The following is a 22,078-nucleotide window of genomic DNA, read 5'->3' on the forward strand; positions in this document are numbered from 1 at the left end:
ACTCCTCAGATAGACAGCTTTTTAACGCGCTTGCCGCCGTACAGCAGGTTCACGATGGCACGGGTGCCGACGATAGCGGTAAACATTGAGGTCGCAATACCGATACCGGTGGTAATCGCAAACCCTTTAATGGCACCGGTACCGACCGCGTACAGGATAATGACTTTGATAAGCGTCGTAATGTTGGCATCAAAGATGGAGCTGAACGCGCCGCGATAACCTTCGTCAATCGCCTGCTGCACGGAGCGCCCGTTGCTCAGCTCTTCTTTAATACGTTCGTTAATCAGAACGTTCGCATCGACCGCCACCGCAAGGGTTAACACGATCCCCGCAATCCCCGGCATGGTCAGCGTCGCCCCCGGAATCAGGGACATAATGCCGACAATCAGCACCAGGTTAGCCACCAGCGCAGAGGTCGCAATCAGGCCGAACTTCTTGTAGAAGAAGATCATAAACAGGATGGAGACCACCAGACCGGCCAGACACGCTTCCAGGCCCTGCTTGATGTTCTGCATACCGAGGGTTGGACCGATGGTCCGTTCTTCAACAATCTGAATCGGCGCAATCAGCGCGCCTGCACGCAGCAGCAGGGAGAGCTGGCGCGCTTCGGTCGGGTTGCTGATGCCGGTAATACGGAAGCTGTTACCCAGACGAGACTGGATGTTGGCGATGTTAATCACCTCTTCCTCTTTCGCCAGAATCGCGCGCCCGTTGGCATCTTTCTTCCCGCTGTCTTTGTACTCCACAAACAGGGTCGCCATCGGTTTACCGATGTTGTCCTTGGTGAAGTTAGACATGATGTTGCCGCCAGCGCTATCCAGGGAGATGTTAACCTGCGCCTGGTTGTACTCATCCATGCTCGACGTCGAGTCGGTGATGTGGTCACCGGTGAGGATGACGCGCTTGTACAGCACAACCGGCTGGCCTTCGCGGGTATATTTCACTTCAGAGTCGCCCGGAACGCGACCGGCGGCCGCCGCGGCGCTATCAACGTTAGTGTTAACCAGACGGAATTCCAAGGTCGCGGTCGCGCCGAGGATCTCTTTCGCACGCGCGGTGTCCTGGATACCCGGCAGTTCAACCACAATACGGTCGGCGCCCTGACGCTGAACCAGAGGTTCGGCAACGCCCAGCTGGTTTACACGGTTACGCAGGATATTGATGTTCTGCTGAACGGCATATTCGCGAGCTTCTTTCAGACGGTCGTCGGTCATCACGGCTTTCAGGCCAGTGCTGCCCTGAGTGGAGATAACCAGATCGCGGTGACGAGGGCTAAGGTATGAGATAGCCTGGTCGCGCGCGGCGCTGTCGCGGAAAGCGATGCTCAGGCCGTAGTTGTCTTCTTTACGCACGGTCGCGTAAGGAATGCCTTTATCACGCAGTTCGCTGCGCAGGCTGTCGATATTTTGTTCCTGCAGTTTGCCCAGCGCGGTGTCCATGTCGACTTCCATCAGGAAGTGCACGCCGCCGCGCAGATCAAGACCCAGCTTCATCGGCTCGGCATACAGGGCCGCCAGCCAGCGCGGGGTTGCCGGAGCAAGGTTAAGCGCCACGACGTATTTGTCACCCAGCACGCCCATCAGCGCTTCGCGCGCGCGCAGCTGGATATCAGTGGTGTCGAAGCGCGCAAGAATTGCGCCCTCTTCCAGTGCCACAGACTTCGCGGTAATTTTTTCTTCTTGTAGTGTTTTCTGGACCTGGATCAGCGTTTGCTCACTGGCGGCGACGCCGCGCGCGCCAGTGATTTGAACGGCCGGATCCTCACCATACAGGTTGGGAAGCGCATACACTAAGCCGACGACAATGACGACGACCAGCATGACGTACTTCCACAAAGGATAACGGTTTAACACGGCAGTTCCCTTAGGGAAAATGGGTAATTACAGCGCCTTCATGGTGCCTTTCGGCAGAACGGCAGCTACGAAGTCACGTTTGATAACCACTTCAGTGGTATCGTTCAGCGCGATAGCGATGTAGCCGCTTTCCGCGACTTTAGTGACGCGCCCAACCAGGCCACCGTTGGTCAGTACTTCATCGCCTTTGGCAATGGAGTTCATCAGGTTTTTATGTTCCTTGGTGCGTTTCTGCTGTGGGCGCAGGATCATGAAGTAAAAAATCAGACCAAACACCACCAGCATCAGGATCAGAGACATCGGGCTGCCCTGCGCCGCGCCACCGGTTGCTGCTACCGCATCAGAAATAAAAAAGCTCATTGAAATTCCCTCATTATTAAAATTAGTCAACGTTCAAAGGTGGAACGGTTCGACCCTGACGTTGGTAAAAATCGGTCACGAAGCTCTCTAATTTACCCTCTTCAATAGCCTTGCGTAAACCAGCCATTAAGCGCTGATAGTATCGCAGGTTATGAATGGTATTGAGTCGCGCGCCCAATATTTCGTTGCAACGGTCAAGATGATGCAAGTAAGCGCGTGAATAGTTGCGACAGGTGTAGCAATCACATTCTGCATCCAGCGGCGAAGTATCGCTCTTGTGCTTCGCGTTACGGATTTTCACCACGCCGTCGGTGACGAACAGGTGGCCGTTGCGCGCATTGCGCGTCGGCATGACGCAGTCGAACATATCGATCCCGCGACGCACCCCTTCAACCAGATCTTCCGGCTTACCGACGCCCATCAGGTATCGCGGCTTGTCGGCCGGGATCTGCGGGCAGACGTGCTCCAGAATACGGTGCATATCTTCCTTCGGCTCGCCGACAGCCAAACCGCCGACAGCGTAGCCATCAAAGCCAATCTCTACCAGACCTTTAACAGAGATATCACGTAAATCTTCGTAAACGCTGCCCTGAATGATGCCAAACAGCGCGTTTTTGTTGCCCAGACCGTCAAACCGATCGCGGCTGCGCTTCGCCCAGCGCAGGGACATTTCCATTGAGCGCTTAGCGTAATCCCAGTCCGCCGGATACGGCGTACATTCGTCGAAGATCATCACGATATCGGAACCGAGATCGTACTGAATCTCCATGGATTTTTCCGGATCGAGGAAAATCGGATCGCCGTTGATCGGGTTGCGGAAGTGCACGCCCTGCTCGGTGATTTTGCGAATATCGCCGAGGCTGAAGACCTGGAAGCCGCCGGAGTCGGTGAGGATCGGTCCTTTCCACTGCATAAAGTCGTGCAGATCGCCGTGCAGCTTCATGATCTCCTGACCAGGACGCAGCCACAGATGGAAGGTGTTGCCGAGGATGATTTGCGCGCCGGTCGCTTCAACTTCTTCCGGCGTCATCCCTTTCACGGTGCCATAGGTGCCAACCGGCATAAAGGCTGGCGTTTCAACGACGCCGCGCTCAAACACAAGACGGCCGCGGCGCGCGCGACCATCGGTGGTATCTAACTCAAATTTCATTATCACTCCCGCGTCAGAAAAACAGTCTGACGTTTAACGACTCGCTACGGAATGATTCCATAGCTAATAAATTCCTGAAGGCGTCAAAATAACCAGCGCGACAGCCTTCTTATGGGCGCTCAAAAATAGCCTGCGGATTGTACGTGATAAACATCGCGTCCCCGTAGCTAAAAAAGCGATATTTTTGTTCTACCGCAGCCTTATAGGCGTTCATGGTGTGCTGATAGCCGGCAAATGCGGAAACCAGCATAATCAGCGTGGATTCAGGCAGATGGAAGTTGGTCACCAGCGCATCAATGACTTTGTACTGATAGCCCGGGTAGATGAAAATCTGCGTATCGCCGAAGAAAGGCTCAATCAGGTCGTTTTTCGCCGCCTGCGCCGCGCTTTCCAGCGAACGCACCGAGGTCGTGCCCACCGCAATCACCCGGCTGCCGCGCGCTTTTGCCGCCAGCACCGCATCGACCACCTCCTGCGGCACTTCCGCATATTCAGAGTGCATAATATGCTCTTCAATGCTGTCTACGCGTACCGGCTGGAAGGTTCCTGCCCCCACGTGCAGCGTGACGAACGCCATCTCAACGCCCTTTTCGCGAAGCTTCGCCAGCATCGGCTCATCAAAGTGCAGGCCGGCGGTTGGCGCCGCAACGGCGCCCGGTTTTTCGCTGTATACGGTCTGATACAGCTCGCGGTCGGCGTCTTCGTCAGGACGATCGATGTACGGCGGCAGCGGCATATGGCCGATAGCGTTGAGAATGTCCAGCACGCTGCGCGCGTCGTCGAACTCAACTTCAAACAGCGCGTCGTGGCGCGCTACCATGGTCGCTTTAATGCTTTCATCGTCGCCGAGCAGCAGCGCCGCGCCCGGTTTCGGCGCTTTAGACGCGCGAATATGTGCCAGAATACGTTTATCATCGAGCATGCGCTCGACCAGCACCTCAATCTTGCCGCCGCTGGCTTTACGGCCAAACAGGCGGGCCGGGATCACGCGGGTATTATTAAAAACCAGCAGATCGCCAGGGTTGAGCTTGTCGAGTAAATCGGTGAAAGTACCGTGCGTCAGCGCGCCCGTCGGCCCGTCTAATGACAGCAAGCGGCAGCTGCTGCGCTCGGGCATGGGATAGTGGGCAATCAGGGATTCGGGTAATTCAAAGGAGAAATCGGCGACGCGCATGGCATATACTCATGACTTAAAAACAGGCGGCTTAGTCTAGTGCTCACACCTCTTCGCTGCAACAACTAGCCGTATCCGGATAACGAATCGCATGAATTTTCTCGCACACCTGCACCTCGCCCATCTCGCTGACAGCTCCCTTTCCGGTAATTTACTGGCCGATTTCGTTCGCGGCGACCCCGCCGGCGAGTGGCCCGCTGACGTCGTGGAGGGCATTTTTATGCACCGCCGGATCGATGTACTGACGGATAACCTGCCCGAAGTCACCGAAGCCAAAGGGTGGTTTCGTCCCGAAACGCGCCGGGTTGCGCCGATTACGCTGGATGTGATGTGGGACCATTTCTTGTCACGCCACTGGACGCAGCTGTCGCCCGAGCTGCCGCTGCCGGAGTTTGTCCGCTACGCCCACGCCCAGGTCACGTTTATTTTGCCCGATTCCCCGCCGCGTTTTGTCAATCTCAACGAATACCTGTGGTCAGAGCGCTGGCTTGAACGCTATCGGGATATGGCGTTTATTCAGCGGGTTCTGAACGGTATGGCCAGCCGCCGTCCGCGGCTGGACGCCCTGCGCGACTCCTGGCAGGATCTGGATACCCATTACGATCGTCTTGAGCATCAGTTCTGGCGCTTCTACCCGCAGATGATGGCGCAGGCGAAAAAAGGTGAACTGTAAAAGATTGCGCTTTTTTGGCAAAAGACTATTCTGAATAGCCGTTTCAAATAACGATTGATAGGCAAAACCTATCTCATCGATTGTCAGCGTCACGTTGAGTTCGCCGGCGCCTCTCCCTATACTTGCCCGCGTTGCGTTCCAATTAACCTTAGTATTAACAGGAGAATCATATGGTTCTGGTTACTCGTCAGGCTCCGGACTTCACCGCGGCAGCGGTTTTAGGTAACGGCGAAATCGTTGAGAAATTCAACTTCAAACAGCACACCAGCGGTAAAGCCACCGTTCTGTTCTTCTGGCCGATGGACTTCACCTTCGTTTGCCCGTCTGAACTGATCGCGTTCGACAAGCGCTACGAAGAATTCCAGAAACGCGGCGTAGAAGTGGTTGGCGTTTCTTTTGACTCCGAGTTCGTCCACAACGCGTGGCGTAACACCCCGGTAGACCAGGGCGGCATCGGCCCGGTTAAATACGCCATGGTTGCTGACATCAAACGCGAAATCCAGAAAGCGTACGGTATTGAGCACCCGGACGAAGGCGTTGCCCTGCGTGGTTCCTTCCTGATCGACGCCAACGGCGTTGTTCGTCACCAGGTGGTTAACGACCTGCCGCTGGGCCGTAACATCGACGAAATGCTGCGTATGGTTGACGCGCTGCAGTTCCACGAAGAGCACGGCGAAGTTTGTCCGGCGCAGTGGGAAAAAGGAAAAGAAGGTATGGCCGCTTCTCCGGAAGGCGTCGCTAAATACCTGACCGAGAACGTATCCAGCCTGTAATCGGCGTACGTTCGGCAAAAGGCTCGCAGATGCGAGCCTTTTTTGTTTTATACGGAGCCGCTTTTTTTCACTTCGCGCCAGATTCGCCACGCCATCAGCGCCAGCACCAGGACGCCCACTATTAGCGCTCCCCACACCAGCAGCGTTTTCCAGCCGCTCTGCTGCTCGGTAGCCGACGTCGCCGTCAACCGCGCTTCACCGCCGAGGGTGACGCTCTCCTGCGCGACGGCCAGCGGTAGATCGCTTACAGCCTGCGTTTTGCGCAGCGACGCCGGTATCAGCATGTCCATGGCGACATCCGCCTTTGGCGCCGCCCGGTTGCCCCAGGCCAGCATATAAGGCCCTTTTCCCTGGGTATTAAAAACCAGCTGGTATTTGTCTCGCGCACCGCTTATCGCGGGCAGCGACGTCGGTAATCGGGCGTTAATCGTTGTGATCCGCACCGCTTCAACCGGCTGGCCAGAAAGTTGAATATCCTCCGAACGCTTGCCGTCCAGTCGATACAGCACGGTTTTGGTCAGCGGCTGCCAGGCTTCTTTTTCGCCGCTGCGCCAGGAGAGCGCGACCGGTAGAACCCCTTCGCTGGCCATCGATATCCTGAGCGAAGTCAGCGGCTGAGGCCGGGCCCAGCGCCAAACGGCTTCCTCATCTGAAATCTTGTTCGCCTGCGCATCAAGCTCAATGCGCGTAGACTCGGGCTCTCTGCGTTCGGCCAGGGCCGTCACGCTATTTAACACGACCGCCTTGCTTTGCGAATCGAGGAGCACCAGCAGGTAACGATTCCCGTCCGCGGAGAGCGTCAGGTCAGCGCTTATGGTATCCATTTTCAAACGATCGCTATCGCGCGCCAGATCCATAAGGGGCGCATCCTCCTGGACAGGGCGCCAGTACTTCAAATCCCGACTGGAATAGACCGACGCTTTCCCCTGCCAGCTGCCCGCCAGCGCCGCCCAGTTCAGCCGCAGCTGAGCCAGCGCAAACGCGTCCGTTTTCTCCGTTGGCAGCGTCAGTAAGTAGCTCTGCCCGAGCGCCTTCGCATCATCGGTTTCCAGATGAATTTCGATCCCCGTTGTTGAACGCAGGACCAGCGATTCTCCGCCGCGTCGCCCCTCTTCGCGCGGCGGAACCGGCGACATCTCCAGAGGGAAAAGCCGCAGCGTCATCGCTTCAGGCGTAACGGGCTGCGCCTTCTGCACCTGCAGCGCGAACGGTACGGTCTCTCCCTGATGGTTAAATACCCGCACATCGCGCAGGTCAGGCCACGCCGTCCCCTGATAGAGCAGCGGGGAAAGCTCGACGCGATACCAGGGCGACGCGCCGGTGGTTTCCAGCATCACCCCCTGCATATAGTCCAGTGGTTTTTCTCGCGCTTCATCGCCGCTGACAGCCGCGCCCGTCACGCCCAGCAGCACGCTGCATAACACCGCTTTCATCCATTTCATTTTTCTTCTCCTGCTTTGGGCGGTAACGGGGAAAAATACCCGACGATCAGCACCAAAATAGCCACGCCGATAAACGCGACAGCGCGCGCCAGCCCGCCGCCGCGCGCGCTGTCCACCAGCATGAGTTTCACAATGACAATGCCTAACAACGCCGCGCCGCACAGCCATTCGCGGCGGGAGTGTCGCCGCGTCGCACGCAGCATGACCGCCAGCGCCGCCAGCGTCCAGACCAGAGCGAAAGTGGTCTGAATTAAGCGCGAATGCCACAGCGCCTCTATATTCCAGGCCACCTCGCCGTACCAGGCCAGGGCGCGCAGCAGCAGGCCATTCAGCCACCAGAAGCCGAGCGCCAGCAGCGCGACCGCGGGCCAGGGGCGGCATACCGATAGCTGCAGCGGAAAATAACGCCGCGAAACGCGATAAAATATCGTCAGCCCAAGCAGCGCGAAAGCGGCGCCCTCTTCCAGCGGGTTAATCAACGGCAAATAGGTCTGACCGTAGACCGTACCATCCTGCACGTTCGTCAGCGTTAGCAGGCATCCCAGCGCAACCGCCACCGGTATCATGGCCTGAGAGGCATACAGCCCAGGCCATACCCGGAATGGCCATATTTGCCGATGAACGGCTTCAGAGACAAGGAAGATCAGCCCCCCGCCTGCCGCCATCATTAATCCACTCGCCCAGGCCGACATCCCCCACGGCAAATCCCGGGTAAACCAAAACAGCTCCATCGCCAGCGCCAGCAACACCATCCAGAACAGCGACAGGTGGGCGAGCCTGTTTATGCGCGGCGGGAGGGAAGGCCCATCACGCCAGAGCAGCGCCACCGCCGCGGGCAGCGCCGCGCACCAGGCCAGATTTTGCCAGCCAGCAGCGAAAATCTGCCGTTGGGATAGCTGATAAAACAGCACTATCAACATCATTGGCCACAACAACCATTTGCTGGCATCCAGCTCTTGCCAGACTAAACGCGCAGCGACCGCGCGCCAGCACCATACCGACGCGGCCAGCGTCGCCAGCACGCCAAATATAATCTGCGAGTCTTTACTCAACGCCAGCTGCGATGCGCCGACAAGCGCCACCACCCAGAACAGTAGCCCGCCCAAAAGCAGTCCTCCACTGGCGTGCACTTCAATGCTTCGCCACAGCCAGGCGGCGACCAGCCAGCTAAGACTGAGTACAGCGAAAATCAGCAGCAAAGAAAGCGGCGTGGCGTCATTTGCCTGCGCCCAGAGCGCGCTGCCAACCGCCAAAAAGAGTAGCGCAGTCCCACTATAGCTCATACGCCGCTGCTGCTGTTGCACGCCCAGCCAGAGGATCCCAAGCCCCTCCAGCGACCAGGCCATCGCGGTCCAGCGAGCCGAAAGCGCAAGGGGAATAGCAAGGGTGGTAAATGCGCCGCCGAGCGCCAGCGCGGCCAGTACCAGCGGCTTCCCTAAAGAGGGGTAGCGACGCAGTGCCAGCCAGGCTAAAGCCAGATAGAAGCCACCGTAGCCCAGCGCGCTGAGCGCCGGACCGTATTCCATATGCCGGGTGATAGCGTACTGCATACCAAAGCCGACCAGCGGCGGTGCAAACAGCAGAACGCCGTCAATAATCTGCTTACCCTTTTCCTGCGCCCGCAGCGACAGCGCCACGCTCAACACGCCAAAAATAATCGTATTGGCGATTAAGAACAGCTGGCAGCTCAGGTAATACTCTGGCCGATAATCATTCAGCCCCCACAGGCCACCGACGCCAAAGGTAAACAGCAGGCCAAGCAGATTAAGCTCCCGCCAGTGCTGGCGGATGCTGATGGTAAGAATGCCCACCGACAGCAGAAGATAGAATGAGAACAACGCCACATGACTGCCGCCGCCGGTAGAGAGCAGCAGCGGCGCAAGATAACCGCCAAGACTCGCCAGCATGGCCAGGCTGAGCGCTTTTTGCACAATCGCCAGCCCTACGCTCGCCGCGCAAATCACCACCAGCAGCGCAAACGCCAGGGTCATCGGCAGCATCTGCCACAGGCGAAAGGCGCCAAAAACGGTGAGATAGAGCGCCCCCGTTGCCCCACCCTGTAAGATCAGGGCGTACATCGGTTGCTTATGCCGCAATCGCCATCCGACAGCCAGCAGGACAATGGCGAACAACGACGCCGCGACCAGACGTAACTCGAGGGGGAACAGCGCGTGTTCCACGGTATAGCGCAGCAGAAAGGAGAGGCCAAGAAACAGCAGCAGGATCCCGAGCTTCGCCAGCGGGTTACCCTGCATAAACCAACGAACCAATGACGATACCATCCCGCCAAACGCGGAAGGTTGTTCGGTTTCAGGAGCCGATTTCGCCATCTGCTCCGGCTTCGGCGTTGGCTTCGGCTGCGAAAGCCATGGGTCAACGGCTTCCGCCACGGGCGCCGGTGATGGCTCGTGTTCTACCAGCGCTGTTGCGTCAACAGAGGCAACGACTTCCGGAGCAGTCGGCACGACGCCACTTGCCTCCGCCACCGGTGCCTGCGCAACGCCGCGCAGCTCAAGCTCCTCAACCCGACGCTGCAAAGCCGCCAGTTCCACACGGACCGCCGCGCTGCGCCTGAGCGCGGCAATCGCCACGAGCGGCCCAACCACCAGCCCGCAGAATAAAATCACAGCGCCAAAGATCAGTAGATCATCCATGTTCTCACCTTCACTGTTTGAAGAGGGAGCAGAATGACACACATTGTCTTATCAGCGCTATCCGAGAAAATGAAAAAGGCCAATGAGGGCGTGAACGCTCTCATTGGCCTACCGGTACTAATAAGCGTCCGTCGCGCTAAAAAGCAAAGCAGGAGCAGCCGAGTACGCCCCAGAACGCCTGCTCATCGGCAACCGGAATCGCCGATTTGCGCGCAATATCATGCTGATGCCCATGTACGCCGCAGCTGCCGCAGCACTGGTGCATCTGAACTATCGCGCCAATATTCGCGGCCGTCGGCGGCGCGGAACGGTAATGGCCCGGAACTTTCACCACCGGCGACCACTCGGGCAGCACTGGAATGGGCGGCGGCGCCAGCGGCGAAAAGTGTCCCGCCGCGTACACCACCTTGCCGTCCACCACCGTCAGCACCGACTCGATCCCCTTGATTTCCTCTTCCGCGACGCTGAAGTAGTCTTTCGACAGCACCACCAGGTCGGCAAGCTGGCCTTGCTCAATGCGCCCTTTCTTGCCCTGCTCGCTGGAAAACCACGCGCTTCCCGCCGTCCACAGTTCCAGCGCCACGTCGCGCGGCAGGCGGTTGCTGTCGTCGTACATCGCCATCCCGCCGACGGTACGCCCTGATACCAGCCAGTAAAGCGCGGTCCACGGATTGTAGCTCGCCACGCGGGTGGCATCCGTCCCCAGACCCACCGGAACCTCCAGTTCGAGCATTTTCGCGACCGGCGGTGTATGTTTGACCGCGTCTTTACCGTAGCGGTCGACAAAATATTCGCCCTGGAAAGCCATACGGTGCTGCACGGCGATGCCGCCGCCCAGCGCTTTAACGCGTTCGATATTGCGCTCGGTGATGGTTTCCGCGTGATCGAAGAACCAGTGCAGCCCGTTGAACGGAATATCGCGATTCACCTTCTCGAAGACGTCGAGCATCCGGCTGATGGATTCATCATAGGTGGCGTGCAGGCGGAACGGCCAGCGGTGTTCAACCAGATGGCGCACCACCCGCTCCAGTTCATCTTCCATCCCTTCCGGCAGATCCGGACGCGGCTGGAGGAAGTCTTCGAAATCCGCCGCCGAGAAAACCAGCATCTCCCCGGCGCCGTTGGCGCGGTAAAAATCGGTGCCCTGTCCCGGCTTGAGCATATCGGTCCAGCGCTCAAAATCTTCCAGCTCCTGCTTAGGCCGCTGGGTAAACAGGTTATAGGCGATACGTACGGTCATCTGCTCTTTGGCGTGCAGCTGTTCAATAATTTCATAATCTTCCGGGTAGTTCTGGAAACCGCCCCCGGCATCAATAGCGCTGGTCAGCCCCAGACGATTAAGCTCGCGCATAAACTGCCGCGTTGAGTTGACCTGAAGTTCCAGCGGCAGCTTCGGCCCTTTGGCCAGCGTCGAGTAGAGGATCATCGCATTGGGTTTGGCGATCAGCATCCCGGTCGGGTTGCCGTTACCGTCGCGAACGATCTCGCCGCCCGCCGGATCCGGGGTCTCTTTGGTGTAGCCCACCGCCTTCAGCGCCGCGCGGTTCAGCAATGCGCGATCGTACAGATGCAGGACAAATACCGGCGTATCCGGCGCCGCATCGTTAAGCTCCTCCAGCGTCGGCATCCGCCGTTCGGCGAACTGGAACTCGCTCCAGCCGCCGACCACCCGCACCCACTGCGGCGACGGCGTGCGGTCGGCCTGATCTTTTAGCATCCGCAGCGCGTCCGCCAGCGAGGGAACCCCCTCCCAGCGCAGCTCCAGATTGTAGTTCAGGCCGCCGCGGATCAGGTGCAGGTGGGAGTCGTTCAGGCCGGGGATCGCCGTATGGCCTTTGAGATCGATAATTTGCGTCCCGTCCGCGGCAAAGCTCATGATCCGATCGTGGCTACCGACGGCGAGAATTTTACCGTCAGCGATCGCCACCGCATCGGCCAGGGGATTTTGACGATCGAGAGTATGAACCCGACCGTGGGTCAGGATCAGTGTGGCAGTTTGCGACATAACGCACTCCTTCAGGAGACTGGCTCAGTTTTTCTTTAACCAGCCAGCAAACAGACGGGTCACGATGGGCATCCAGAACCAGACCACCAGCGCGACCACACAGGCATCATTGATCAGATGCAGCAACAGGCTTCCCTTCAGCGAGGGCAACAGTATTCCGGTTATTGACGGCACCAGGTTTGTACTGGGGAAAATCACCAGCAGGGTGATTAAAAATTGCTTCCAGCGTCGCGGCTGGCGCACGTTCGCCGCGGGGGGCGTAAACCAGAAGGCCGGTTCAGTCCGGACTTCGGTACGATCGCCTTCGCTCAGCAGCGGCGCAATTTCCGCCACCAGCTGGCGGCGGGTCTCCGACTGGGTCCAGGCGTAAAGATGCTCAATGGTGTCGAAGCGAATAATCACGCTCCATAAATTCTGCCCGGGGGCCGGACGAATGACGTTTGCGCCAAGATGGCCGGGAAACTCTGCCGCAATCGGCATAATTTTGCCCAGCCACGCTTCATACCGCTGGCCATGCTCCGGGTCGAGCACATGGCTGATCACCAGGGTCACCGATTTCTGTTGCGCCATTAAGAGTTCCTTGCTTCAGGGAATGGCGGGTTGTCCGCCGCCATTCCCTATACATGACCATACACAAAATCATTCATGCTGCGTCGAGGCGGGCAAACGAAGCCAACAAAGAGGCAGCTTGAAGGATGAAGTGTATTTAAGCTTTACGCTCTGGCGCGCCGTGCACCATGGTATAAGCGTAATCCACGCCCATCCCGTAGGCGCCGCTGTGCTCGCGCACCAGGTCCATCACCGCGTCATACGTCTCTTTACGCGACCAGTCGCGCTGGTACTCCAGCAGCACCTGCTGCCAGGTTACCGGCACCGCGCCGGCCTGCACCATACGGTCAATGGAGCGTTCGTGGGCATCAACCGAGGTGCCGCCGGAGGTATCGGTCACCACGTAAACTTCATAGCCCGCATCCAGCGCCATCAGCGCCGGGAAAGTGAGGCAGACTTCCGTCCACAGTGCGGAAATAATCAATTTCTTGCGTCCGGTCGCCTTTACCGCTTCAACAAAAGCCGCGTCTTCCCAGGAATTCATTGAGGTACGTTCAATAGGTTTCACATCTGGATGTACGGCCAGCAGTTCCGGCCAGATATAGCCGCTGAAGCTTTTGGTTTCTACTGAGGTATAAATCACCGGAACATTAAAAATTTTGCCCGCTTTGGCTAAGGCCACCGTATTATTTTTCAGGGTCTGACGGTCAATATTGGCTACGCCAAAAGACATTTGCGGCTGGTGGTCAATAAAAATAAGCGCTGAGTTTGAGGGATCGATCAGTTCACGAATAGACATAACATATCCTGTTAATCAATGAGTTAAAAAGATACTACCGTTTCCGTTGTGCTGTCTGGATCCTGACTGATAAAGCATGGTGAGTATAGTCAGTAATTTCTAACGAGTTATTAAAGATTTTTTTCTGATTTATTTCCAAAGCGAAAGTTATGACTATTCGATTAACCATTACAAGATGGGCGAAATTATGTTTATCAAATTTTTACGGTTAACCGTTCTAAATTATTCACTGGAATTGAACAGGGCGCTCCGGTAAAACGGGGGCACTCTTTTTTACCGGAAGCTGACGCATGCGCCTGAACCTTGATGTCCTGTTGATTCTCGACGCGCTGGACAAACATGGCTCTTTTGCCACCGCCGCAGAATCGCTATTTAAAACCCCTGCCGCGCTGAGCTACATGATTCAAAAGCTGGAAAACGATCTGAATATCACTCTGTTGGATCGCTCCGGGCACCGGGCAAAATTTACCGATACGGGCAGAATGATGCTGGAGAAAGGCCGATTGCTGCTGAATGCCGCCAAAGATCTGGAAAAGCAGGCGGTGCAGCTCAGCGCCGGTTGGGAACGGGATCTGGCAATCGCCCTGGATGACTCTTTCCCGTTTAGCGCGCTGCTGCCGCTGATCGACGCGTTCTACGCCCAGCATCCGCAAACCCGCCTTAACTTTACCCACCATACTCTTGCGGGCTCGTGGGAAGAGCTCACCCACAACGGCGCGGATATTATTCTCGGGGCGATCAATGAACCGCCGACCTCCGCCGAATGGTCGTGGAAAATGCTCGGCGCCATGGACAATATTTTCGTCATCGCGCCGGGGCATCCGCTGGCGGAAACAACCCAACCGCTGACCAATAAGCAGCTCAGCCTGCATCGCGCGGTGGTTATCAGCGACAGCGCCCGCTACTGCCATCCGCTCAACAGCAACCTGCTCGACGAGCAGCCGCAAATCCGCGTCGATGATTTCGCCAGTAAAGTCGAACTCTTGCGCGCCGGGCTGGGCTGCGGCTTTTTACCGCGCCACATTGCCCGGCCGTGGCTGGAAAAAGGCGAGCTGGTCGAAAAGGCCGTCATCTCCTGCCGCGAGAAAGATATCACCTATATGGCCTGGCGCAGCGGCAACGACGGGCTGGCCCAGCGCTGGTGGCGCGAGGCCATTTTGCAAAGTGAAAGCCTGAGCCAGCTCTACGACTAGCGGCTAAACCAGACGCTGGCGGAGATCGCCGGTAGCGTCAGCACGCCGTCGTGTAGCGCCCCGGCGCCCTCTTTCAGCTGCCAGCCGTTGACGTCGAGCAGCGGCGAATCCTCCACCACCACCTCGCAGGCTTCGCCGCGGTTGATCGCCACCAGCACGCGCTGCTGCTTATAGACGCGCACGAACACCACCACGTTATCTTCGGCATAAATCACCTGACAGCCGCCGTAGCGCAGCGCCTGATTGGCCTTACGCAGCTTGCTCATCCGCTTGTACAGTTCAAGCAGAGCGCCATCCTGCAAAGCCGGATCCCACGGGAACGGCTTACGGCAGAACGGATCGTTATTGCCATCCACGCCCACTTCATCGCCGTAGTAAATGCACGGCACGCCCGGCCAGCTAAATAGCCACACCACCGCCAGCGGCAGGCGGGCAACATCTTTGCCGAGCAGAGACTTAAAGCGCGCGGTATCGTGGCTATCGAGCTGGTTAAACATCCGCAGCTGCTGCTGGTGCGACAGTCCGGCGCGATAGTTATCCATCCACGCCATACAGGTCTGCGCATCGATTTTCTGCGGATCGTAGGAGATATCGGTGTTCGCGAGAAAGCCCCACAGCGGAAAGGTAAAGCCGCGGTAGTTCATCGCCGAGTCTTCAACGTCGGCCTGTAGCCACTGGCGCGCGTCGCCGAAATGCTCACCGAACACGAAAGCGTCCGGCCGCTCCAGCTTCGCCGCCTGGGTAATGCCGGCGATATGGCGCAGGTTATTGCGCGCCCCGCCCTCTTCGCCCAGCATATGCACCACGTCCAGGCGCCAGCCGTCCATGCTCCATGGCGCTTTCAGCCAGTGGCGGACGATACTATCTTCCCCGCCATAGATTTCATCGATCAGCGTCGACGACCGGTAGTCCAGCTTAGGCAAGCTGGCGTATCCCAGCCAGTCGTGGGCAACGCCCTCGGGGGAAAAATTATACCAGTCGCGCCACGGCGAATCGGCGTTATGGCAGGCACCGCCGCTACCGCGCTGGTGGCGGTCGAACCAGGCATGCGAATCGCCGCTATGGTTGAACACGCCATCGAGGATCAGACGCATTTCCTCTTTTTGCGTATGGTGGCGCAGGCGCAGCAGCGCCGCATCGCCGCCAAACTGCGGATCAACGCGACGATAATCCTCGGTATCATATTTATGCACGCTGGGGGCGACAAATACCGGGTTCAGGTACAGCGCCGTCACGCCAAGCTGCTTCAGGTACGGCAGCCGCTCGCTGATACCATCGAGATCGCCGCCGTAAAAGGTGGAGCCGCCCGCCTCGGCGGTTAGCGGTTCATCCCACGCTTTGCGTACGATGTCGTGACCGGCGGCGTGATGGTAATAAATCGCATCCTGTCCCGCTTCGCGAGACTCGCTGCGGGCAAAACGGTCAGGGAAGATTTGATAAAATACCTGATCGGCTACCCACTGCGGTCCGCTGTCCGGCAGATCGACCGCAAACTGCTCCAGCCTCGCCGGCGGAAAGCGGTTGAACCCCTGCGGCGTGAACCACAGCTGGCGGTCGGCCCACAGCAGCTTGAAGCTGTAGCGGCGACGCGGCTGCCCGTTAACGAGGCTGATTTCCCCGCGCCACGCCACCACGCCCGGATGCGGCTCCTGCCGCAGGCGGTGCATCGGCAGCGACAGCTCTTCGTTATCCTCTTCCGCGCGCAGCGTGACCCGCGGCGGCAGATCGTCGCCGCTTAACCATAGCGTAATAATCAGTCGTTCCTGCTGTTCCTTAATAAACGGAGCAACCGGGAGGTGCCATGCCTTCAACATTGTTATTCCTCTCTTTGCAGAATGGGCACACCTTGCCACAGCGTACTGGCGTATGACTCATCATCGGCAGAATTATTGGGGGAGGATGGCGGGGGTGGAGGGATAGCTTGCCGGATAGCCTGAGCGCATCCGGCAAGAAGAGAACGAAAATGACTAGGCTTTCGCCAGTTTTCGCTCGCGGCGGGTTTTAAACTGCCAGCCAATCAGCAGCAGGAGAATCCACGCAAAGCCAACGTACAGCGAGATGCGGGTATCAGGATGGTAGCCGATCAGACCGATAATAAAGACCAGGAACAGCAGGCCAATCACCGTGGTCGCGACACCGCCAGGCACCCTGAACTTCAGCGCCTTCGCCTCTTCCGGCGGCAGGCGGCGACGGAAGGCGATCTGCGACAGCAGGATCATAATCCACACCCAGACGGTGGCGAAGGTCGCCAGCGAGGCGATCACCAGGAAGACGTTCTCCGGCATAATGTAGTTAAGATAGACCGCGAACAGCAGGGCAATCGTCATCACCGTCACCGTCACCCACGGCACCCCGCGACGGGAGGTTTTCGCGAACATCTTCGGTGCGCTGCCCTGTTCCGCCATGCCGTGCAGCATACGCCCCACGCCAAAGACGTCGGAGTTAATCGCCGACAGCGAAGCGGTCAGCACCACAAAGTTCAGGATGCTGGCGGCAAAAGTGATGCCGAGATGCTGGAAGGTTAAGACGAACGGGCTGCCGTTGGTCCCCACCTGGTTCCACGGATAGATAGACATAATCACAAACAGCGTCCCGACGTAAAACACCAGGATACGCATCGGCACCGAGTTAATGGCGCGCGGAATGGATTTCTCCGGATCTTTCGCTTCGCCGGCGGTGATACCGATGATTTCGATCCCGCCGTAGGCGAACATTACCATCTGCAGCGACATCACCATCCCCAGCCAGCCGTTGCTGAAGAAGCCGCCGTTGCTCCAGAGGTTGTGGATACCCGTCGGCTGCCCGCCGTTGCCAATACCCCAGATAATGATGCCGAAACCGGCGAGGATCATGATGATAATCGTGGCGACTTTGAAGAAGGAGAACCAGAACTCCAGCTCGCCGAAGACCTTCACGCTCATCAGGTTGACGGCGCAGATAATCAGCACCACGCTGAGTACCCAGATCCAGTGCGGTACCGCCGGGAACCAGACGCCCATATAGATACCGAAGGCCGTGACGTCGGCGATGGCGACAATCAGAATTTCGAAACAGTAGGTCCAGCCGGTGATATAGCCCGCCAGCGGGCCAAGATAATCCTGCGCGTAGCGCGAGAATGAACTGGCGGCCGGGTTATGCACCGACATCTCGCCCAGCGCGCGCATGATAATGTAGGCCGCGGCGCCGCCGATAATATAAGCCAACAGAACGCTCGGCCCCGCCATTTTAATCGCGTCAGCCGAACCATAGAAAAGGCCGGTACCGATTGCCGACCCCAGCGCCATAAAGCGAATATGCCGGGTACTTAGCCCGCGCTTAAGCTTGTTACTACTTTCCATCGTGTTCCATGCCGTTTTTCTCCTCTGGCCTTCGCGGGGGCAAAGAACAAAGGAGGGTGACCAAAAAAACAAAAAACCACGGGACCTGAAGTCCCGTGGTTAAACACCTGTGTAAAGCGTCGGTTAGTGCGCGCTGGATGTCACCTGACGTCCCGCTGCGCGATCCCAGATAACCGCCAGCACCACCATAACGGCGGTTGGCATCAGCCAGGCCAGGCCCTGCTCCGCCAGCGGCAGACGCGCGGTCCAGGACGGCATCATCTCTGCAAACGCCGACGCTTTAATGCCGTCAATGATACCAAACATCAGGCTGATAAACATTGCCGGGGCGATAACGCGGGACGAATTATGCCACCAACCGCGGGTAAAGCTTAATACAACCAGTGCGATACACGGCGGATAGATAGCCGTCAGCACCGGAATCGAAATCTGAATCAGGTGGCTCAGGCCGAGGTTGGAGACCGCCATCGAAAACAGGCCGAGGATAAACACCAGCGTACGGTAGGAGAACGGCAGGTACTGGGCAAAGAACTCCGCGCAGGCGCAGGTCAAGCCCACCGCCGTCACCAGACAGGCGATAAAGATCAGCGCCGCCAGCAGGAAGCTTCCCGCGCCGCCGAAGGTGTGCTGGACGTAAGCATGCAGAATCGCCGCGCCGTTAGCGGACTGCTCCACCAGCGTGCCGCTATCGGAACCTAAACGGAACAGCGCCAGGTACAGCAGCGTCAGGCCCACGCCGGCCATCAGGCCAGCCCAGACGGTGTAGCGGGTCAGCAGGCGGGCTTCGGTGACGCCGCGAGAACGCGCGGCGTTAACAATCACGATACCAAAGACCATTGCCCCGAGGGTGTCCATGGTCAGATAGCCGTTGACGAAGCCGTTAGAGAACGGCGCGGTGCGGTAGGCTTCCATCGCGTGGCTCAGCGGACCGGCAGGCCAGACGATTGCCGCCACGGCGAGAATAATCAGGGCGATAATTTTCAGCGGCGCGAGGAAATTCCCCACGGTGTCCAGCAGCTTGCCCGGGTAGAGCGAAACGAGGATCACCAGCGCAAAATAGATAACGCTGTAAATCAGCAGCGGCAGCGGGCCGTCGCCGGTCAGCGGCGCAATCCCCACCTCAAAAGAGACGGTCGCGGTACGCGGGGTCGCGAACAGCGGCCCTACGGCCAGGTAGCAGACGACCGCCAGCAGGATACCGGCGACTTTACCAATCGGCGTGCTCAGGCTCTCTACGCCGCCGCCGACTTTTGCCAGCGCCACGACCGTTAGCACCGGCAGACCCACGGCGGTAATCAGAAAGCCAATGGCCGCGCTCCAGACGTGTTCGCCGGCCTGTAAGCCAACCATTGGGGGGAAGATAATATTGCCTGCGCCGACAAACAGCGCGAAGGTCATAAAGCCCAACGCTATGATGTCGCGAGATTTTAACTGATGGGTCATAAATTCATTACAGCCTGTGGATGTGGTGTTGTAAAAACGGATAAATACCGCGCCTTTCCCCTGGGGATGATACAGCGGCCATTGTCAGTAAACTCAGCGGGATATGCTCCCAAAGCGGCGTGGAAAAGAATTGTTTTTTGAATTACCACGCAAAAACAGTCTGTCTGCGACCGTAGGGGGGCAATTTAAACGCTTATAACGTTTTAAAGCAAGGAGGGATCGCAAAAGCAGATGATTATGCTAACTCTATTTTGATGCGTAGAATTATTTACCTGATGGATAGAAAACATCTGGCTTATCATGCGAACAAAAAAGCAGCGAGCGTTCGTTAATTACGCAGCTGTGATTGCGCTGCAAAGGAAAATGACCAGCCGAAGCTGGTCATTGGCAAGTTATTCTGACACCCGGCCGCTCGGGCTCAATTTTTGGCAATTAAACGTTCCGGTAACAGGAAGCTAAAGCGGGTGCCTTTCCCCAGCGTACTCTCAATTTCGAGGCGGCTATCGTGATGGCTGACGGCGTGTTTGACGATCGCCAGCCCCAGACCGCTGCCGCCGGTCTGTCTTGAACGCGCTTTATCCACCCGGTAGAAACGCTCGGTCAGACGCGGAATATGTTCCGGCGCGATGCCCGGCCCGTTATCTTCGACGCTGAACAACGCTCCGTGCGGCGCGCGCTGCCAGCTTACGGTAATGTCCGTTCCCGGCGGCGTATGGTTGACCGCGTTATAGACCAGGTTGGAAATGGCGCTGCGCAGCTGTTCTTCATTACCCAGTACTTTCAGCGATTCATCGACCGAAAAATGCAGCACCTGCCTCTGCTGGCTTAGCGTTTGCGCCTCGCGCTCGACCACCCGCAGCATCATCGGCACATCGATTTTATCGTTCATCGCCAGTACCGGCGCGGCTTCGATTCGCGACAGCGTCAGCAGTTGCTTAACCAGGCCTTCCATGCGCTGGGTTTGTTCACGCATGGTGTGCAATGCTTTTTCGCGCGTTCCCCCTTCCAGCACCTGCTCCTGCATCATCTCCAGATACCCCTGCAGCACCGTCAACGGCGTGCGCAGTTCGTGGCTGACGTTGGCGAAAAAGTTTCGCCGCGCCCCTTCCAGCTGGTGCATCTGCGTGACATCGCGCGCCACCATCAGCAGCTGTTTATCGCTATAGGGCATCACGCGAATTTCAAGATGACGGCCGTTATTCAGCACCAGATTGAGCGGTTTGGAAAAATCGCGGTATTTCAGATAATTGGCAAATTCAGGGTAGCGCAAGAGGTTAAGGATGTTCTGCCCGTTATCGTCAGGCCAGCGCAGATTCAGGATCTGCTGGGCCAGACCGTTGCACCAGAACATCACCCCTTCTTCGGTGGTCAGCACCACCGCATCCGGCAGAGACTCCGCCCCGCTGCGAAAGCGCTTAATCAGGCTTCCCAGCTCACGGCGGCGCTTTTTATTACGCATCTGCATCTGGTGCAGTCCGTAAAGCAGCGGCTCCCAGCTGCCGCTGCCCGGCGGCGGCGTCATGCTGCGATCAACCCACAGCCACCACGACAGGCGCATCAGATTCCAGAAATGCCAGACAAGAAGACCGGTCACTGCCGCCAATAAAAACCACGGCAGGTAACCTAAAAACGCCCCGAGGATCAGGGCCGGGATACAACACAAGAAAAGCTCAAGCGCCAGCCTTTTCCATGACAGCCGTTCCAGCACGGTTCACACTCCTGTCAGCATTCAGAAACGGGCGGAGAAACGATATCCCGTACCGCGAACCGTTTGTACCATCCGGTCATGGCCGCTATGTTCCAGCGCTTTGCGCAGACGGCGAATATGCACGTCTACCGTTCTGTCTTCGACATAAACGTTGGTTCCCCAGACGTGATTCAGCAGCTGTTCGCGGCTATAGACTCGCTCCGGGTGCGTCATGAAGAAGTGGAGTAATTTAAACTCCGTAGGCCCCATATCCAGCGGATTTTCGCCGGTCATGACGCGATGCGAAGAGGGGTCGAGGCTCAGCCCCTGCATTTCAATCACCTCCTCCACCGCCATCGGCGAAATGCGCCGCATCACGGCTTTAATTCGCGCCACCAGCTCTTTCGGGGAAAACGGCTTAGTGATGTAGTCATCGGCGCCGGTCTCCAGGCCGCGGACGCGATCTTCCTCTTCGCCGCGGGCGGTCAGCATCACCACCGGAATATCACGGGTCATCGCTTCACGCTTGAGCTGTTTAATAAACTGCAGACCCGACCCGCCCGGCAGCATCCAGTCAAGGAGGATCAAATCAGGCCAGGGTTCATTGAGCTGATTGACCGCGCTGTCAAAATCTTCCGCCTCGACGGGCTGAAAGCCGTTTTGCTCCAGAACAAAGCAAACCATTTCGCGGATTGGAGCTTCATCTTCAACGACCAGAATTCTTCTCGCCATTATTTACCCTGTATTTTTTAGCCATCAGTATAGAAGTGCGCGGCCATTATGCGTCAGATTTATGACAGATTTATGAAAAAAATGACCGCCAGATGAACGCGGATTTCGAATTGTGACACGGACTTAACTCACCCAAAAGCAGCGTTATCCCCTCAATAATTCAGGTTTCACTCCCCACAAGTACAGGTAACCAGGTGGCTGGACGTAGCCAACGCATAAGCAACTTGAAGGATGACGGGTATATAATGCCGCT

General features: G+C 57.6%; 17 protein-coding genes. 3 read left to right on the top strand and 14 right to left on the bottom strand.

Features of this window, described 5'->3' with window-relative positions; translation table 11 throughout:
* Positions 1–5: 5 nt before the first annotated feature.
* The 4 genes from secD to queA form a co-directional block, all read right to left on the bottom strand.
* Positions 6–1,853: a protein translocase subunit SecD gene (gene secD, locus ABLU96_RS01425; RefSeq protein WP_071957337.1), complete on the bottom strand. Its 1,848-nt coding sequence runs from the start codon at positions 1,851–1,853 to the stop codon at positions 6–8.
* A 27-nt stretch (positions 1,854–1,880) separates the two neighbouring features.
* Positions 1,881–2,213 (bottom strand): preprotein translocase subunit YajC, encoded by a 333-nt coding sequence (gene yajC, locus ABLU96_RS01430; RefSeq protein ID WP_004099423.1) that lies wholly within the window; start codon positions 2,211–2,213, stop codon positions 1,881–1,883.
* 22 nt (positions 2,214–2,235) lie between these two features.
* Positions 2,236–3,363 (bottom strand): tRNA guanosine(34) transglycosylase Tgt, encoded by a 1,128-nt coding sequence (tgt, locus tag ABLU96_RS01435; RefSeq protein WP_004129667.1) that lies wholly within the window; start codon positions 3,361–3,363, stop codon positions 2,236–2,238.
* Positions 3,364–3,472: 109 nt separating this feature from the next.
* Positions 3,473–4,537, bottom strand: coding sequence for a tRNA preQ1(34) S-adenosylmethionine ribosyltransferase-isomerase QueA (queA, locus tag ABLU96_RS01440; RefSeq protein WP_032694142.1), 1,065 nt, complete (start codon positions 4,535–4,537; stop codon positions 3,473–3,475).
* A gap of 91 nt (positions 4,538–4,628) precedes the next feature.
* Here queA and acpH point away from each other — a divergent pair, with 91 nt between their 5' ends.
* Positions 4,629–5,210, top strand: a complete 582-nt coding sequence (acpH, locus tag ABLU96_RS01445; protein WP_049083002.1) for an ACP phosphodiesterase — start codon at positions 4,629–4,631, stop codon at positions 5,208–5,210.
* 170 nt (positions 5,211–5,380) lie between these two features.
* Positions 5,381–5,983: a peroxiredoxin gene (locus tag ABLU96_RS01450; protein WP_004099418.1), complete on the top strand. Its 603-nt coding sequence runs from the start codon at positions 5,381–5,383 to the stop codon at positions 5,981–5,983.
* Positions 5,984–6,030: 47 nt separating this feature from the next.
* Here ABLU96_RS01450 and ABLU96_RS01455 read toward each other — a convergent pair whose 3' ends face one another.
* The 5 genes from ABLU96_RS01455 to ABLU96_RS01475 all read right to left on the bottom strand — a co-directional run bounded on the left by ABLU96_RS01455 (position 6,031) and on the right by ABLU96_RS01475 (position 13,432).
* A complete protein-coding gene (locus ABLU96_RS01455) occupies positions 6,031–7,425 on the bottom strand; it encodes a DUF3999 domain-containing protein (protein WP_047724319.1) in 1,395 nt (464 codons plus the stop codon).
* The gene (locus tag ABLU96_RS01460; protein WP_064405111.1) at positions 7,422–10,079 is read right to left on the bottom strand and encodes a DUF2339 domain-containing protein; all 2,658 of its coding nucleotides are present in this window, start codon (positions 10,077–10,079) and stop codon (positions 7,422–7,424) included. The genes ABLU96_RS01455 and ABLU96_RS01460 overlap by 4 nt, the downstream gene beginning before the upstream one ends.
* Before the next feature lie 136 nt (positions 10,080–10,215).
* Positions 10,216–12,084 (bottom strand): amidohydrolase, encoded by a 1,869-nt coding sequence (locus tag ABLU96_RS01465; protein ID WP_014228153.1) that lies wholly within the window; start codon positions 12,082–12,084, stop codon positions 10,216–10,218.
* 24 nt (positions 12,085–12,108) lie between these two features.
* On the bottom strand, positions 12,109–12,654 hold the full coding sequence (locus ABLU96_RS01470) for an antibiotic biosynthesis monooxygenase (RefSeq protein WP_004129650.1): 546 nt from the start codon (positions 12,652–12,654) through the stop codon (positions 12,109–12,111).
* 136 nt (positions 12,655–12,790) lie between these two features.
* Positions 12,791–13,432 carry a hydrolase gene (locus tag ABLU96_RS01475; protein WP_004848179.1) on the bottom strand — a complete coding sequence of 214 codons (642 nt, stop codon included), beginning with the start codon at positions 13,430–13,432 and terminating at the stop codon, positions 12,791–12,793.
* Between the two features lie 290 nt (positions 13,433–13,722).
* Here ABLU96_RS01475 and ABLU96_RS01480 point away from each other — a divergent pair, with 290 nt between their 5' ends.
* Positions 13,723–14,625 carry a LysR family transcriptional regulator gene (locus ABLU96_RS01480; RefSeq protein ID WP_014228151.1) on the top strand — a complete coding sequence of 301 codons (903 nt, stop codon included), beginning with the start codon at positions 13,723–13,725 and terminating at the stop codon, positions 14,623–14,625.
* On the opposite strand, the gene malZ is transcribed toward ABLU96_RS01480, so the two are convergent.
* The 5 genes from malZ to phoB all read right to left on the bottom strand — a co-directional run bounded on the left by malZ (position 14,622) and on the right by phoB (position 21,825).
* The gene (gene malZ, locus ABLU96_RS01485; RefSeq protein ID WP_064405114.1) at positions 14,622–16,439 is read right to left on the bottom strand and encodes a maltodextrin glucosidase; all 1,818 of its coding nucleotides are present in this window, start codon (positions 16,437–16,439) and stop codon (positions 14,622–14,624) included. The two genes, ABLU96_RS01480 and malZ, sit on opposite strands and share 4 nt — an antisense overlap.
* A gap of 153 nt (positions 16,440–16,592) precedes the next feature.
* Positions 16,593–17,963 carry a proline-specific permease ProY gene (proY, locus tag ABLU96_RS01490; RefSeq protein ID WP_014228149.1) on the bottom strand — a complete coding sequence of 457 codons (1,371 nt, stop codon included), beginning with the start codon at positions 17,961–17,963 and terminating at the stop codon, positions 16,593–16,595.
* Between the two features lie 123 nt (positions 17,964–18,086).
* Complete coding sequence (gene brnQ / locus ABLU96_RS01495; protein ID WP_014837566.1) at positions 18,087–19,406, bottom strand: branched-chain amino acid transporter carrier protein BrnQ; 1,320 nt, start codon at positions 19,404–19,406, stop codon at positions 18,087–18,089.
* A gap of 418 nt (positions 19,407–19,824) precedes the next feature.
* Positions 19,825–21,114, bottom strand: a complete 1,290-nt coding sequence (gene phoR, locus ABLU96_RS01500) for a phosphate regulon sensor histidine kinase PhoR (protein WP_004848171.1) — start codon at positions 21,112–21,114, stop codon at positions 19,825–19,827.
* 21 nt (positions 21,115–21,135) lie between these two features.
* Complete coding sequence (gene phoB, locus ABLU96_RS01505) at positions 21,136–21,825, bottom strand: phosphate response regulator transcription factor PhoB (protein ID WP_004099401.1); 690 nt, start codon at positions 21,823–21,825, stop codon at positions 21,136–21,138.
* Positions 21,826–22,078: the final 253 nt, after the last annotated feature.

This window comes from Klebsiella sp. CN_Kp106, from assembly GCF_040064575.1.
Classification (GTDB): Bacteria; Pseudomonadota; Gammaproteobacteria; order Enterobacterales; family Enterobacteriaceae; genus Klebsiella; species Klebsiella michiganensis.